Raw genomic sequence first — 15,895 nt, 5'->3', positions numbered from 1 at the left:
GGCCGGTCCGCGGCGAAATCACCGTGATTCCCCATCATAGAACGGGACGGCCGGAAAATATCTTCGGATACCCCTTGTGGCGTTGCTTAGATAGCAACTATATTGAACTTACAGCAACGCACTGTGAATTACATCACTTTTTGGTCGCCGGGTCCCACCGCCACTGCACAAGTGACACGCGTGATCCTCCCGATGACAGCACCCCCCAGAGAGCAACTCCAGCCAGTTCCGGAGCAGACCGTTCCACAGCAGACAGTTCTCATTCAGAACCTGAAAGGAAACAATATGAAGCGCATCGGAGTAGACGTTGGCGGTACATTCACGGATTTCTATCTGTCGGATGACGAAACAGGCCGGGTGGTCATTGAAAAGGTCCCGTCAACGCCGGACGACCCGTCGCGGGCCGTCCTGCATGGCCTGACCCTGCTGACAGCCAAGGCCGGCATCGAACTGTCCCAGGTGGACGAGTTGGTCCACGGCACAACGGTGGCGACGAATATTGCCCTGACGCACACCGGCGCGGAGGTGGGCATGATTACCACGGAGGGTTTCCGTGACATCCTGCACATCGCCCGGCACAAGAAACCCTTCAACTTTTCCCTGCAGCAGGAACTGCCCTGGCAGAGCTCTCCGCTGGTGAAGCGTCGCCACCGTCTCACCGTGAAGGAGCGGATCACGGTTCCAGATGGCGGGATCCTGGTCCCCTTGGACGAGGACGAGGTGCGCGTCCGGGTGCGCGAGCTGCGCGATGCCGGCGTCGAGTCGATCGCGGTGTGTCTGCTGCACTCTTACCTGAACCCGATGCATGAACAGCGGATCAAACAAATCATTCAGAACGAATTTCCCGAGGCGTTCCTCTCCATCTCCAGCGAGGTTGTCCCGCTTTACCGTGAATTTGAACGGTTCTCCACCACGGCGCTGAACGCCTACGTGGGGCCGAAGGTCTCCCGCTACCTGGCCAGGCTTTCCGCCCAGGTCAAGGAGCTGGGCTACACCCGTGACGTACTGCTGATGCAGTCCTCCGGCGGTATGACCCCAATCGACGTTGCCGGTGAGCGTCCGGTCAACCTGCTGATGTCCGGTCCCGTGGGCGGCCTTATTGGAGGTATCTGGGCGGGCAAGCAGGCCGGCTTCGACAATGTCGTGACGCTGGATATCGGCGGCACCTCGGCGGACATCGGCGTTGCACCCGGCGGCGAACTTCGGATGCGTCATCTGTTGGACACCAAGGTCGGTGATTATCAGGCGATGGTCCCCATGGTGGATATCGACACCATCGGCGCCGGCGGCGGTTCGATTGCCTTCGTCGACGACGGCGGCATCTTCCGGGTCGGCCCCGCTTCCGCGGGCGCCCGGCCTGGTCCGGCCTGCTACGGCCATGGCGGTACGAAGCCCACGTCAACCGACGCGCAGGTGGTGTTGGGCCGGCTGCGCGCCAAGCGCAACCTTGCCGGTGGCGAAATGCAGATGAACGTGGATCTGGCCCGGACCGCGATGTCCACGGTGGCGGGCCAGCTGGGCATGACCGTGGAGGAAGCGGCGCTGGGCGCCCTGCAGATCCAGAAATTCGGCATGAGCCAGGCCATTGAGCTCAACTCCGTCCGCCGGGGCTACGACCCCCGGGACTTCACCCTGGTCGGCGGTGGCGGGGCCGGAGCCCTGTTCGCCTGTGAAATCGCGGCCGAGCTGGACATTCCCACCGTCCTGATCCCCGCGCATCCCGGCATTATCGCCGCCACGGGCCTGGTCGCCACGGATCAGAAGTACGAATACGTTGCCACCGCCCGGTACACCCTGCCGGATGTGGATAGGGCAGGACTTGAATCCCGGTACGCTTCTCTGTCCCTCGACGCCGTCACGCAATTGACCGCCGATGGGACCCCGGCGGACCGCCGGGTGCTGCGCCGGCTGGCGGACGGCCGCTATGAGGGCCAGGGTTACGAGGTCCGCTTCGAAGTCCCCGAGGGGGACATCACAGAGGCCTGGCTCGAGGAGCTGGTGGAGCGCTTCCATCAGGCGCACGAGACCGAATACGGACACCGTTTCGCCACCGGCCGGGTGGAAATCGTCAACATCCGTGTTGAGGGCATCGGGATCATGGACGAGCTGCCCGCCCCGATCCTGGGCCGGGCCTCCGGCGGGCTCGACCGGGCGCTGCTGGACACCCAGGATGTCGTCTTTGACGCCGCCGGGAAGCCCGGATTCTTTTCTACGCCGTTCTACGACCGGGAACTGCTCGGCGCGGGCCAGCGCCTGGATGGCCCGTGTGTGATCGAGCAATATGACTCCACGGTCGTGGTGCCGCCGGCGTTCAGCGCCACCATCGACAACCACGGCAACATTGTCATCGCCTGCCCGAAGAAAGACCAGGAGGGCGCCGGCAGCGAACTGGCCACGCCGATTCTGATGCGCGTCATCGGGGGTGCCTTTAATTCGATGGCCAAGGAGATGGCTTCGGTGCTGTTCCGGATGTCCTATTCCTCCATCATCCGCGAGTCGGAGGACCTTGGTGCGGGCATCTTCGATGCCGACGGCCATGTGCTGGCCGAGTCCGACTCGACACCGATGTTTATGGGTGCGATGCCCAAAATTGTCCGCGGCGTGATGAGCGTGCTGGGCGATGACATCCACGAAGGTGACATCATCCTGCACAATGATCCATATCTGGGGGCCACGCACTCCCCCGATGTGGCGATCGTGATGCCGATCTTCTTTGAGGGCGAACGGATTGGTTTTGCCGGGGCCTCCGGCCAGCTGCTGGACATCGGCGGTGCCTACCCGGGCCTGGCCGTGGACCTGGTGGACAACAAGGCCGAGGGGCAGATTTTCCGGGCCGTCAAAATCGCCGAAAAGGGCGTCCGTCAGGAAGCGCTGCTCAAGCACATTCTTGCGAACACCCGTACGCCAACCCACAATGCCGGTGATCTGGAAGCCATGATCGCCGCCTGTGAGCTGGCCACCAGCCGATTCCTGGATGTCACCAACCGGTATGGGAAGGAAGCGGTCAAGCAGGCCGGTGAGCAGTGGATCAACTACTCCGAGGCGATGCTGCGGGCCGAGATCGCCAAGGTGCCGGACGGAGTCTACGAGACCGAGGTCGGCTACCTGGACGATGACGGCAAGAACTACGGCAAGAAGCTGCCGATCCAGGTCAAGGTCATCATCGAGGGCGATCAGATCACCTATGATCTGACGGGTTCGAGCCCGCAGGTGGAGACGGGCTATAACTGTCCGTTCGAAGGCACCACGGTTTCCGCCTTTGCGTTCATCACCCGGATGATTTTCCTGGATGAGGTGTCGCACTCGGTCTTCGTTCCGCAGAACGAGGGGATGCTCAAGCCCATCAAGGTGATCGCGCCCAAGGGGACGATCTTCAACCCGAACTATCCGGCAGCCTGCATTGCCCGTTTCGCGCAGGTCCAGCGCGTCGTGGATCTTGCGCTGCGGGCGCTTTCACCGGTCCTGCCGGAGAAGATCACCGCGGGTAACTCCGCCCACATCCACTTCCTTTCCTACTCGGGCTGGAGCGAAGCAGCCAAGGAGTACTGGGTTTACCTGGAGGTCAACGAGGGCTCCTACGGTGGACGACCGGACAGCGACGGGCTCGACTCGGTGGACAACCTGATCGCCAATACGCGCAACAACCCGATCGAGGAACTGGAATGGCGGTTCCCGATGCGCACCGACCGCTACGAGCTGCGCAGCGAGGCCGCCGCGCCGGGAGAATTCCGCGGCGGGATAGGAATCGTGCGGGAAAACACCTTCCTGACGGACACCGTGGTCACTTGCGAGGGCGAGCGCCACGAATCCGATGAACCGTGGGGCATCTTCGGCGGTTACCCGGGACTCAACGGTTCACTGGTGAAGAACGTCAACCGCGACGGCGAGGAAAACTGGCCGTCCAAGGTCACGGCCCGCCACCTCAAGGCCGGGGACTCGCTGCAGATCACCGTCCCCAGCTCCGGCGGGTACGGCGATCCGCTCAGACGCGATCCGCAGAAGGTGCTCTCCGATGTTCTGGACGAGTTCACCACAGTGGAACTCGCGGAAAGGGACTACGGTGTCGCCATCAACGTCACGACCATGACGGTTGACGATCGGCGCACCGCAGAGCTGCGTACGGCAGAGCTGCGTACCGCTGCAGCGGTCATCGTCTAAGCGGGATCGGTCGGAAACCCGGCGGCCGTGGGGCGGATGCAGCAGCATCCGGCCCGCGGCCGCCTTCGTTTTACCCTCCACCGGTCAGGTTCCGCTTCGCACGCCTCGGACCTGACCCCAGTAGATAAGGAAAGTCAATGGAAACACCCATCGGAACCACCGTCAACTCGGTAGTATCCGCTCCAACCCCCGTCACCACCAGGGATGTGCGCATCGCAACCTGGATCTGCTTCTTTGCCTGGACTTTCGCCGTCTATGACTTCGTCCTCTTCGGCAACCTCTTGCCCAAACTTGCCCACGATTTGGGCTGGGCTGCCTCCCAGTCCACGGAAATCAACACCTGGGTGACGGCCGGCACTGCCCTCGTGGCGTTCGCCGTCGGTCCGCTCGTGGACAAGATCGGTCGGCGAAAGGGCATCCTCATTGCAGTGGTCGGAGCCGCGGTCGCGTCCATTCTGACGGCGGTCGCGGGACTGGTCATCGGACTGGTGGCCGGCGTCGGCCTTGTGCTGCTCATTGTGGTCCGTTCCGTGGCCGGCTTGGGCTACGCGGAGCAGGCCATCAATGCGGCCTATCTGAGCGAAATGTTCGCTCATGTGTATTCCGATCCGGCCAAGGCGCGCCGGCGCGGCTTTATCTACTCGCTCGTGCAGTCCGGCTGGCCTGTTGGCTCCGTGCTGGCGGCCGGCTCGATTTATGTCCTGTTTCCGATCGGCGGGTGGGCGCTATGCTTCATTGTCGCGGCGGTGCCCGCCATCTTTATCGTGATTGCCGGCAGGTGGCTGAAGGAGAGCCCGCAGTTCACCGCCCGCGCTGGCGCAGAGAAATTGTTGGCCGCAGGACGGACCGAGGAGGCACTGGCGCTCGCCCACAGTGTCGGCGTGGACCTTTCAGACAAGGCCAGCCCGCTGGCCTCGGCCTTCAAAGGTGAGTCGCTGCGGTCAACACTGGTGATCGGCTTCGCCTTCATGCTTAGCTGGTTTGGCGTGCTGGCGTTCGCGATCCTCGGAACGTCGGTGCTGACCGCGGCCAGCGGCAAGAACCTAGCGTTCGATAGTGCCTTGGGGATTTTAATCATCTCCAACGCAACCGCCTTCGCCGGGTATCTCTTCCACGGCTGGCTGGGCGACCGGCTGGGTAGGCGCAACGCCATTTCCATCGGCTGGATTCTCTCGTCCGTGTCCTTCAGCGCGATGCTGCTGGCGCCCAACGGGGGTTTCGCGTTGATCATCACGCTCTACAGCGCGGGTCTTTTCTTCCTGATCGGCCCGTTCTCGGCCCTGCTGTTCTTCAACGGCGAGAGCTTTCCGGTGCATACCCGCGCCACCGGAGGCTCCATCATCAACGCCGCCGGGCAGGTCGGCGCCATCTTTGCCGGTCTGCTCATTACTGTGTCCCTGACCAACGGACTGTCGTGGACGGCGGCTGCCTTCTACTGGGGGTGCCTGCCCATTCTGGCCGCCGGCATACTGCTGCTGGGGGCCCGCAACGTGGATCCGCGCCAGGTGCGCAGCGACTAGATCCACCGACGCCAACCCGACCACGATGGCTGCGGTCCGCGATATGCGGGCCGCAGCCTTCCGCAGCTCGGGCCCAAAAACATTTAACCGCAAACCTCTTGTCTGTTGCTGGCTTAGCAACTATATTTGTAGTACAGCAACAGTCAAGAGATGTAAATCACTCTCAGCTTCTGCTTTTGCAGGTTAGTCCCCCGTCACACAAATCCGATTCAAAGGAGTCACCCCATGAGCCAGGACCTTAACGCCCAGCTGAACGAACTGCTCGCGAAGGCCTTCGCCGCAGGCACCGAGCAGTACCATGAGCTTGGCTTCAAGCGTCGCGTCGGGTACGGTAATCGTCCCGCCATCGTGCACATCGACATGGCCAACGCCTGGACCCGCGAGGGCCATGCGTTCAGCTGCGAGAACATGGACACCATCATCCCGGCCTGCCAGGACCTCAACGACGCCGCCCGCGCCAAGGGCATTCCGGTCATCTACACCACCACCGCCTATGACATCGTGGACCGCTCCAAGCCCTCCGACATGGGCCTGTGGGTCAACAAGATTCCGCTGGAGCTGCTGGAAGAAGGATCTGAGGCAGTCAAGATTGACAGCCGCATCGCCCCGGAACCGGGCGAGCTGGTCATCACCAAGAAGCGTGCCAGCGCCTTCCCCGGCACCAACCTGCAGCAATTCCTGACCGCCAACCGGATCGACACCATCATCGTCACCGGCGTCACCGCCGCCGGGTGTGTTCGCCACACCGTCGAGGATGCCATCGCCGAGGGGTTCCGCCCGATCGTCGTCCGCGAAGCCGTCGGCGACCGCGTCGCCGGTACCGTGGCCTGGAACCTGTTCGACATCGACTCCAAGTTCGGCGACGTCGAGCCGCTCTCCAATGTCATTGCATACCTGAACAACCTGCCGAAGTTCGACGAGACCACCACCCCGTAGCGCCAGGCAGCGGCACCTCTCACCCTGCGGCCGCCGGAACCACCAGTTCCGGCGGCCGCATCCGATTACCGGCTAAACCCCGCCCAACCGTATACGGGCAGCGCATTGCCCGGGCACCCGGTGGCATCGAATGCCACCGCCGGAACAGGCATTCCACCATGGGAGAAAACCATGCAATCTCAACATCCCACGTCGCCAGCTCCGTCCAGCCCGGCGACCCTGCGCAAGGTAACTATTGCGGCAGCCGCCGGTACCGTCGTCGAATGGTTTGATTTCGCCATCTACGGTTTTCTGGCACCCATCATCGCCAAGGTTTTCTTCCCGTCTGGGGACCACATTGTCGGCCTGCTGCAGACATTCGCGGTCTTCGCCGTCGCCTTTGCCCTGCGCCCGGTCGGAGGGGCATTCTTCGGCATGCTTGGCGACCGGATCGGGCGCAAACACGTCCTGGCCCTGACGGTGCTGCTTATGTCCGGGGCCACGATGGTGATCGGACTGCTGCCCAGCTACGCAACGATCGGCATCTGGTCTGCCGTGTTGCTGACGCTGGCACGCAGCCTGCAGGGTCTCTCCGCCGGCGGCGAATACGCCGGTGCCGTCACCTATGTGATCGAGCATGCCCCGGCCAACCAGCGCTCCCGATTCAGCAGCTGGATGCCCGCCGCAACGTTTGGCTCCTTCGCCGTCGCGGCCCTGCTGTGCTACCTGCTCACGGCCAATCTCAGCACCAATGCCATGAATGGCTGGGGCTGGCGGATCCCCTTCCTCGTGGCCGCCCCGATGGGACTCGTGGCCTTCTACATCAGGCGTCGACTCCAGGAAAGCCCGATGTTCCAGGAAATCGCCAACGATACCGACGCCATCCACGCCTCGTTGGGACAGACCCTGCGCCAGCAGTGGCGTCCCATGCTGATTCTGGGCGGCTACATCAGCCTCACCGCGCTGTCCTTCTATACCTTCTCCACCTACATGACCACCTTCCTGCGCGAAGTGGTGAAACTGCCGGCAGACCAGGTGCTGATGACCAATGTCGCGGCACTGGCCTTCGCGGCCGTCCTGTCCCCGGTGCTGGGCCGGGTCTGTGACCGGGTGGGCCGCAAAACCATGATGACGGTGTCCTCGGTGCTGTTGGGCGGACTGGCCATCCCCGCCTATCTGCTGGCCAGCCAGGGCGGGGTGGGCAACGCCCTGCTTGGCCAGATCCTCCTCGCCGTGGGAGCTGTCACCGCCAACGTTGTCACCGCGGTCCTGCTCTCGGAAGTCTTCCCCACCGCTGTTCGCTATACTGCCTCGGCGATCACCTACAACGTCAGCTACGCCGTCTTCGGGGGCACGGCTCCGTTTGTTGCGACGTTCCTGATCGCTACCACCGGCAACAGGCTCGCCCCGGCGGTATATCTGACCATCATCGCTGCCGGCGCTTTGATCGCCACGTTCCTGATTCCCGAAACGTCTAAGCGGACACTGCAGGAGCAGCCGACTGAACTGCGTCGGGAATCCAACAAGGCGCGCTGAATTCCACACCCCCACAAATCCCGCCGCGACGGCACCGGAAGACGCTCCCGCAGGGCGTCTTCCGGTGCTGGGCCAGGGAAATCAGCGCCGCGGATGCGAGGCTCCAGCTGACCGACGCGTGTCATCCCGGCGCCAAGTCTGGGAGCATGATCCTATGGTTGTCGACAGATCCCCCGCTGCAGTACCCGAAGCCGTGACCGATTTGGATGGTTCCTCCCCGGGCGGGGTGCAGTCAGTGGACCGGGCCATCACCGTACTGGAAATCCTGGCACGCACCGGCGGCGCCGGCGTCAGTGAAATCGCGGAAGAAATGGGGGTCCACAAATCGACGGCCTCCCGTCTCCTGAGCGCCCTGGACGCGCGGGACATGGCCCAGCAGGACCACGAACGCGGCAAATACCAGCTGGGCTTCGGCATCCTGCGCCTGGCCAGTTCCATCCCCGGGCGGCTGAACGTAGGCGCCGAGGCCCGCCCCTTCCTGCGCGCGCTGGCCGAAAAATTCCAGGAAACCGTTAATCTGGCCGTCCTGCGCTCGAATTTTGCCGTCAATGTCGATCAGGCCATGGGCCCGTCGACGCTGGCCACGTCCGACTGGGTGGGCAGCCTGACGCCGGTGCACGCGACCTCCAGCGGCAAGATGCTGCTGGCCTGCCTGGACACCGCCGAACGTGGACGCATCCTGAAGGAAACCGGGCTCCCTGCCCTGACGGCCAGTACCGTCACGTCCCGTCCGGCCTTGGAAAAGCAGCTCATAGCGGCTGCTGCGGACGGGTACGCGACCTCTTATTCCGAGCTGGAGATCGGACTGAACGCCGTCGCCGTGCCGGTGCGGGACCACCGCGGCATCGCCATCGCCGCCGTGAGCATCTCCGGACCTGCGTTCCGGTTTGACCCCAAAAAAGCCCCCGGTCTCCTTGCTGAGCTCAAGGAGACCGGACAGTTGATCAGCGAGAAGATGGGACATCCTCGCCGCTGATCCTGCTGGTGACCCAGTCGTGGAAAGCAGCGATGTGATGTTCGCTCGGCACCAGAACACCGCCCTTGGCATAGATGCGCGATCCCATGGACGGCTGGCAGCGCTCGCAGGCGTCAAAATCCTGCCGGTTGACGCGGTCGAACAGCTCGACGGAAGCGGTGAGGTCTTGGCCGCTTTCCACCACGCTGGGCAGGTACAGCCAGTCACACTCGACAATTGTGTGATCGGCAGCCAACGGGAACATTCGGTGGATGATGACATGATCCGGCACCAGGTTAACAAAAACCGTAGGCTTGATCGTGATGGCGTAATAGCGGCGGTCCTGGTCGTCGTCGATCCCGGTAATCCGCTCCAGGCCTTCGGAACCGTCCACGGTAAAGCCCTTGATGTCTTCACCGAACTCCGCGCCGTGCCCCACGAAGTACTGCGCCGCGAGTCCGTCGGCAAACTCGGGCAGGACTTCGGTCAGCTCGGGGTGGATGGTGGCACAGTGGTAGCACTCCATGAAGTTCTCTATGATGAGCTTCCAGTTGGCCTTTACGTCATAACGGATTCGCCGGCCCAGGCTCAGATGGGCAATGTCGTACCCCTCGATCGCTTTCAAATCACCGAGGCGTTCCTCGATGGCGCCCATGACGTCATGCTCGAAGGACGGCGGTTCGTCCGCCAGGCAGACCCAGACATAGCCCATGAATTCCCGCACCGCGACCTTCGCCAGCCCGTACTCCTGGCGGTCAATGTCCGGCATCTTTGTCAGGTTCGGCGCGGCAATGAGTTTGCCCTCGAAGTCGTACGTCCAGGCGTGGTACGGGCATTGGAAGGACCGGCCTGCAACACCTGCTTCCTCCATGCACAGCTTCACGCCGCGGTGCCGGCAGATGTTGAAAAATGCACGCACCTCGCCCTTGCGGGTGCGGTTGATGAGCACGCTTTCGCGGCCGACCTGCACCGTCTTGTAGGATCCCGGTTTGGCCAGGTCAGCGGACAGCACGGCGCAAAACCACATCTTCTCAAAGATCTGTTCCTGCTCCGCGCGGAAGATGTCCTCGTCCACGTAGGTGTGTCCCGGCAGTGTGGGGATCAGGGACGGAGAAATTACTTCGGAGGTCATTCTTTTACTCCTCAACAGCGGTGGTGGACAAAAGCGGTGGCGGGAGGGCAACAGCAGTGGCGGACGGCTAGCAGACCGGGCTCAGCGACGTCGCTCCGGTTTCCCTACCGGGCGGCACGCGTTTATTCGGGGTAGCACCGGTGAGGGCCTTACGCCATCTGGTGAATAGTCGGGGCTGATTCACGCCCAAAATGGCGACCGCTTCCCCGGCACGGTAATAGACAGCCAGGAAACTATGTTCGGCGGGGTCACCGGCTTCAATTTCCACGCTGTCGGCGTCGCTCGCGCTGCCGGCGAACTGGAGCCTCGCACCGTATTGGTCGGACCAGAAGTACGGCAGATCCAGCGCGCCAGGCCCAGTACCGGTCGGTGCATCATGAGCCGCGGCGGCATCCGCCAGCAGTGCAGCCACGGCGCGGCCGGCCCGCTCCATGGCTCCGGTCCAATGTTCGTCCCGCTCGTAAGCTCCCGATCGGTCGTCAAACCAGGCGGCGCAGTCGCCCACGGCAAAGACGCCGCGGACACCGGTCCGGCCGGCCGCATCGCACCGGATCCCGTCAGTTAGATCCAACCCGGAACCTGTGAGCCAATCGGTATTCGGCACCGAGCCCAAGCCGAGCACGACGACGTCGGCCGGCACCGTGCGTCCGTCGGCCAGCCGGACGGCGCTGGCCGTCCTGCCGTTCCCGGCCGTCGCGTCTTCACAAACAAAGGACGCAACCCGGGCGCTGCTGATCAGTTTGACACCGTTGTCCTCGTGCAGCCGGCCGATCAGGGCGCCCATTTGCATGCCGAGCGGACCGCTGAGCGGGAACGCCCCGGACCCGATCAAGGTGACGTCCATCCCGATGCCTCTGGCCGTCGCAGCGACCTCGGCTCCGACGAAGCCGGCACCGACCACCACGAGGCGGCGGCCCGGGACAAGCTGCTCCTTCAGACGCTGCGCATCCTCAAGGGTCCGCAGGGTGTGGACGTTCTCGAATCCCGCGGCAGCCGGCAGCACCCGTGCCCGTGAGCCGGTGGCAATAATGGCCGAGTCATAGGCGACTGTGCGGCCGTCACTGCAGGAGATTACGCGTCGCCGCGTGTCCAGCCCGGTTGCCGCGACACCAAGCAGCCATTCGGCTTCCAGCTGCTCATCGTCCGATTCCAGCGCCAGGTCCGCGGCAGTGATCCGTCCGGCGAGAAAGTTCTTGGACAGCGGCGGCCGGTCATAGGGCCGCCGGCCTTCGTCCCCGATGATCACGAGGCGGCCGCGGTATCCCTGCGCGCTGAGGGCCCGTGCAGCGGAGATGCCCGCCAGCGAGGCTCCCACAACAGCGATAGTGGTCATGTGCCGTCCCTCCTTAGGGAAGAAAAACGTGGCTCAGGGAAAAAAATGTTTGGAGACGTCCGATATTGCGTCCTGCGCAACCAACATCGTCATGTGAAACAGAATGGGCGTTGGACTATGCGTTGTCAAGGGGTCCATCCGAATGTCCCGACCCCCTTGACAAGCGGTGTGAGATGAATCACGATGTTCCGTAATGCGAGTTAAGTTGCAGAGTGCGAAACGATCGACCCTGGCGAGATGACCTGCAGGGTGCGGTTTGCACGGATAGCTCAAAGAATTCCATAGGAAACAGAGGCTCGCCCATGCATGCAGCATGTCCACTCAGCGCTCTTGCCCCCGGCGATGCCGTGCGGCTGGAGACGACCCCGCCCATTGCCGTCTTCCACACGGAGGATGGAGAACTTTTTGCCATCGATGACACGTGCACGCATCAGGATGCTTCCTTGGCCGACGGCTGGGTGGAAGGCTGCGAGGTCGAGTGTCCGCTGCACGCGTCCCGCTTCAATCTGCGTACCGGTACCGCAGACGCTCCTCCGGCCAAGTTGCCTGTCCGTGTTCATACCGTGTCGGTGATTGACGGGAACATCATGGTCGCAGAGTCCGGTGAGGTGCCAAACCTGCCGCCGGGATTGAGCCTCCACGGTCACGGCTGATGCCCCCGCCCCCGCCCGCCAGCAACGCTTTGCCCGTCCGGAACGTATGTCGAGAACGTATTTTGGGAGTTGATCATGACTAGAGCGCAGGTCCTGATGCAGGAAGCACCGGCAGAGTCCGGGGCAGCCGTTGGCTCCCCGATCCACGTCCTGACCCTGAGCTGCCCGGAGCGGCCGGGCATCGTGCATGCCGTGACGAGTTTCCTGGCCGAGGGTGGTTTCGACATCGTTGAACACCAGCAGCTGGATGACCATGTCTCCGGCACCCTGTTCTTGCGCACAGCCTTCCGTTATGAGGCGCTGCAGGGGGACAAGGCCGACCCGGGGATGACCGCCTTGGGGATGACGGCGTCGGCCCTGACCACGTCAGATCTCACCCAACGGTTCGCACCGACCGCGGAAAAGTTCTCCATGACGTACCAGATCAGCGACGGGCGCAGGGAGCGGCTGCTGGTCATGGTCTCCAAATTCGGGCACTGCCTCAATGACCTTATCTACCGCTGGCGCTCCGGCTGCCTGAGTGCGGACATTGTGGCGGTCGTTTCCAACCATGAGGATCTCCGCCCGATGGCCGAGGCCGCAGGCCTGCCCTTCATCCATATTCCCGTGACGGCACAGACGAAGTCCGCCGCAGAGCACCGGCTGCTGGAAGTCATTGCGGATTACCGGATCGATCTGGTGGTTCTGGCGCGTTACATGCAGGTCCTCTCGGACCGGCTCTGCGGGGAGCTGGCGGGCCGGGCGATCAACATCCACCACTCATTCCTGCCGGGATTCAAGGGGGCCAAACCGTACCATCAGGCCTACGAACGCGGGGTGAAGCTGGTAGGCGCAACCGCGCACTATGTCACCGCGGACCTTGACGAGGGCCCGATCATCGAGCAGGAAGTCATCCGGGTGGACCACTGCCTGGATCCGGAATCGATGGTTGCCGTCGGCCGCGACGCCGAAGCCCTGGCACTTTCCCGCGCGGTGGAATGGCACACCTCGCACCGCGTGCTGCTCAACAAAACCCGCACCGTCGTCTTCCGCTAGCCGGTCAGAGCCGGCCGCCCCTCAACCCCTCCCGCGCCGCCCCGCTTGCCCCGCAACCACTCCTGCCCTTGCGCAGCCTAAGCCCCTTGGAGATTATTCAATGACCACATCACCCCGCGTCGTGATTATCGGCGCCGGCATTGTCGGAGCGAACCTGGCCGATGAGCTGGCCAGCCGCGGCTGGACCAATACGACCGTCGTCGAACAGGGTCCCCTGCACCTTGCGGGCGGCTCCAGCTCGCATGCACCGGGACTGGTCTTCCAGACAACTGCGTCCAAGACCATGAGCGCGTTTGCCGGCTACACGGTGGAGAAGCTGCTCTCGCTGCGCGCTGACGGTATGAGCTGCTTCAACCAGGTGGGCGGTCTTGAGCTGGCGACCACCGAGGCCAGGCTGGCCGAGCTGCACCGCAAACTTGGCTATGCGACCTCCTGGGGCATCGAGGCGCGGGTCATCGATGCTGACGAATGCGAAAAACACTATCCGCTCCTTGGCCGGGACCAGGTCCTGGGCGGGCTCTATGTGCCCACCGACGGGCTGGCCTCCGCGGCGCGGGCCGTCCGCCTGCTGATCGAGCGGGCCGCCGCCGCCGGGGTCACCTTCGTCGGTTCAACGCCCGTCCTTGCCATTGAGCAACGCGGCGGCAAGGTCACCGGCGTCCGCACCCCGGATGCGGTGATTCCCGCCGACATCGTGGTGTCCTGCGCCGGCTTTTGGGGACCGAAGATCGGGGCCATGGTCGGCATGGCCGTGCCGCTGCTGCCGCTGGCCCACCAATACGTGAGGACGACGTCGCTGCCGGCGCTGGCGGGCAGGAACGAGCTGCCCGACGGCGCACAGCTGCCGATCCTGCGGTATCAGGACAAGGACCTCTATTACCGCGAACACGGCGACCGGATCGGCATCGGTTCCTACGCCCACCGTCCCATGCCAGCGGATCTGGACCAGCTCCCGCGCGTCGCCCCGGCCGAGATGAATGAACGCCTCATGCCCTCGCGGCTGGACTTCACCGAAGAGGATTTCCTGCCCTCCTGGGAGGACAGCCGGGCGCTGCTGCCGGCCCTGCAGGGGGCGGCGATCGCCGACGGCTTCAACGGCATCTTCTCGTTCACTCCCGACGGCGGCCCGCTGGTGGGAGCCTGCGCGCAGGTGGAGGGCTTCTACCTGGCCGAGGCCGTCTGGGTCACCCATTCGGCAGGTGTGGCACGGGCCGTGGCGGAACTGCTGGTCGAAGGCCAATCCCGTACCCCGCTGCACGAATGCGAGGTCTCGCGCTTCGAGGAGGTGCAGACGGCGACAAGCTACGTCAGTGAAACCTCGCAGCAGAACTTCGTGGAGATCTACGACATCCTGCACCCGTTGCAGCCCCGGGTCTCCCCCCGGGAATTGAGGGTGAGCCCGTTTAACGTCCGGCAGAAGGAACTCGGGGCCTTCTGCCTGGAATCCGCCGGCTGGGAGCGTCCGCACTGGTTCGAGGCCAACCGCGGTCTGCTCGCCGAGCTGCCGGTCGAATGGCAGCCGCCCGAGCGCGAGCCATGGGCCGCCCAATTCTCCTCCCCCATTTCCGCCGCCGAAGCGTGGAAGACGCGCACCGCCGTCGCCCTTTACGATATGACCCCGCTTAAACGCCTGGTCATTTCGGGGCCCGGGGCGCTGGCGCTGCTGCAGCGGCTGAGCACCGGCCAGATCGCCAAGAAACCGGGAGCTGTGACCTACTGCCTGCTGCTGGCCGGCGACGGCGGCATCCGCAGCGACATCACGATCGCCCGGCTGGATGAACACACCTTCCAAGTCGGCGTAAACGGCAACATCGACCTCGACTATTTCAGCACCGAGGCCCGCAAACAGACCGCCGCCGACGTTACCCAGTGGGTGCAGGTCCGGGACAGCACCGGCTCCACCTGCTGTATCGGGCTGTGGGGGCCGCTGGCGCGGGCGGTGATGGCGAAGGTCAGCACGGACGACTTCAGCAACGACGCGCTGCGTTACTTCCGCACCAAAGACGTGCGCATCGGCGGCGTCCCGGTGACCGCGATGCGGCTCTCCTACGTTGGCGAGCTGGGCTGGGAGCTGTACACGACGGCGGAAAACGGGCTCCGGCTCTGGGACGTGCTCTTCGAGGCGGGGCAGGAGCATGGCATCATCGCGGCCGGCCGCGGAGCCTTCAACAGCCTGCGGCTGGAAAAGGGCTACCGGCTCTGGGGCACCGACGTCACTCCCGAGCACGATCCGTACCAGTCCGGTCTTGGCTTCTCCGTCAGCAAAGCCAAAACCGGAGAGGACGACGGCGGCAAGGCCATCGATTTTGTCGGCGCGGCGGCGCTGGCGCGCCGCCGCAAAAAATCCGCAGCCCAGGAGCTGCGCTGCCTGACCGTCGACGACGGCACGTCGATCGTGCTGGGCAAGGAACCGGTGTATGTCCACGGCGAACCCGTCGGGTATGTCACCAGTGCCGCCTACGGCTACTCCATCGGCAAACCGATTGCCTATGCGTGGCTGCCCGCTGCGACCGCTGCCGGGGACGCGGTCGAGATCGAATACTTTGGCCGCCGGATCCGGGCCACGGTCACCGCCGAACCATTGGTGGACCCGGGCATGGAACGCCTCCGCGGCTGACACGGCAACCGAGCAACCGAGCAACCGAGCAACCGAGCAAC

Annotated in this window: 10 protein-coding genes; 8 read left to right on the top strand and 2 right to left on the bottom strand. The window is 63.9% G+C overall.

All coding sequences use genetic code 11. The features are described 5' to 3' along the window. The first annotated feature begins 285 nt into the window (after window positions 1–285). The 5 genes from QMG52_RS00700 to QMG52_RS00680 all read left to right on the top strand — a co-directional run bounded on the left by QMG52_RS00700 (window position 286) and on the right by QMG52_RS00680 (window position 9,105). Window positions 286–4,158, top strand: coding sequence for a hydantoinase B/oxoprolinase family protein (locus QMG52_RS00700; protein ID WP_283558514.1), 3,873 nt, complete (start codon window positions 286–288; stop codon window positions 4,156–4,158). Between the two features lie 137 nt (window positions 4,159–4,295). After that, entirely contained in the window at window positions 4,296–5,678 is a 1,383-nt protein-coding gene (locus tag QMG52_RS00695; protein WP_283558513.1) for an MFS transporter, read from the top strand. Window positions 5,679–5,903: 225 nt separating this feature from the next. Beyond that, window positions 5,904–6,614, top strand: a complete 711-nt coding sequence (locus tag QMG52_RS00690; protein WP_283558512.1) for an isochorismatase family protein — start codon at window positions 5,904–5,906, stop codon at window positions 6,612–6,614. 171 nt (window positions 6,615–6,785) lie between these two features. Then, complete coding sequence (locus QMG52_RS00685) at window positions 6,786–8,129, top strand: MFS transporter (RefSeq protein ID WP_283558511.1); 1,344 nt, start codon at window positions 6,786–6,788, stop codon at window positions 8,127–8,129. Between the two features lie 154 nt (window positions 8,130–8,283). Further along, window positions 8,284–9,105, top strand: coding sequence for an IclR family transcriptional regulator (locus tag QMG52_RS00680; protein ID WP_283558510.1), 822 nt, complete (start codon window positions 8,284–8,286; stop codon window positions 9,103–9,105). Here QMG52_RS00680 and QMG52_RS00675 read toward each other — a convergent pair. Both QMG52_RS00675 and QMG52_RS00670 read right to left on the bottom strand, forming a co-directional pair. Further along, window positions 9,074–10,216 (bottom strand): aromatic ring-hydroxylating oxygenase subunit alpha, encoded by a 1,143-nt coding sequence (locus QMG52_RS00675; RefSeq protein ID WP_283558509.1) that lies wholly within the window; start codon window positions 10,214–10,216, stop codon window positions 9,074–9,076. The two genes, QMG52_RS00680 and QMG52_RS00675, sit on opposite strands and share 32 nt — an antisense overlap. 67 nt (window positions 10,217–10,283) lie before the next feature. Beyond that, the gene (locus QMG52_RS00670; protein WP_283558508.1) at window positions 10,284–11,549 is read right to left on the bottom strand and encodes an NAD(P)/FAD-dependent oxidoreductase; all 1,266 of its coding nucleotides are present in this window, start codon (window positions 11,547–11,549) and stop codon (window positions 10,284–10,286) included. Between the two features lie 302 nt (window positions 11,550–11,851). Between QMG52_RS00670 and QMG52_RS00665 the strand changes: the two genes are divergently transcribed. From QMG52_RS00665 to QMG52_RS00655, 3 genes are all read left to right on the top strand, one after another. Beyond that, complete coding sequence (locus QMG52_RS00665) at window positions 11,852–12,202, top strand: bifunctional 3-phenylpropionate/cinnamic acid dioxygenase ferredoxin subunit (RefSeq protein ID WP_283558507.1); 351 nt, start codon at window positions 11,852–11,854, stop codon at window positions 12,200–12,202. Window positions 12,203–12,298: 96 nt separating this feature from the next. Beyond that, entirely contained in the window at window positions 12,299–13,237 is a 939-nt protein-coding gene (gene purU, locus QMG52_RS00660; protein WP_283558615.1) for a formyltetrahydrofolate deformylase, read from the top strand. A 100-nt stretch (window positions 13,238–13,337) separates the two neighbouring features. Beyond that, window positions 13,338–15,854: a GcvT family protein gene (locus QMG52_RS00655; protein WP_283558506.1), complete on the top strand. Its 2,517-nt coding sequence runs from the start codon at window positions 13,338–13,340 to the stop codon at window positions 15,852–15,854. The last annotated feature ends 41 nt before the right edge of the window (window positions 15,855–15,895 follow it).

This window comes from Paenarthrobacter sp. PH39-S1 (assembly GCF_030063245.1).
Classification (GTDB): domain Bacteria; phylum Actinomycetota; class Actinomycetes; order Actinomycetales; family Micrococcaceae; genus Arthrobacter_M.
Note: the sequence above shows the minus strand (reverse complement) of the source record. Positions and strands in the feature narration are given on the sequence as shown.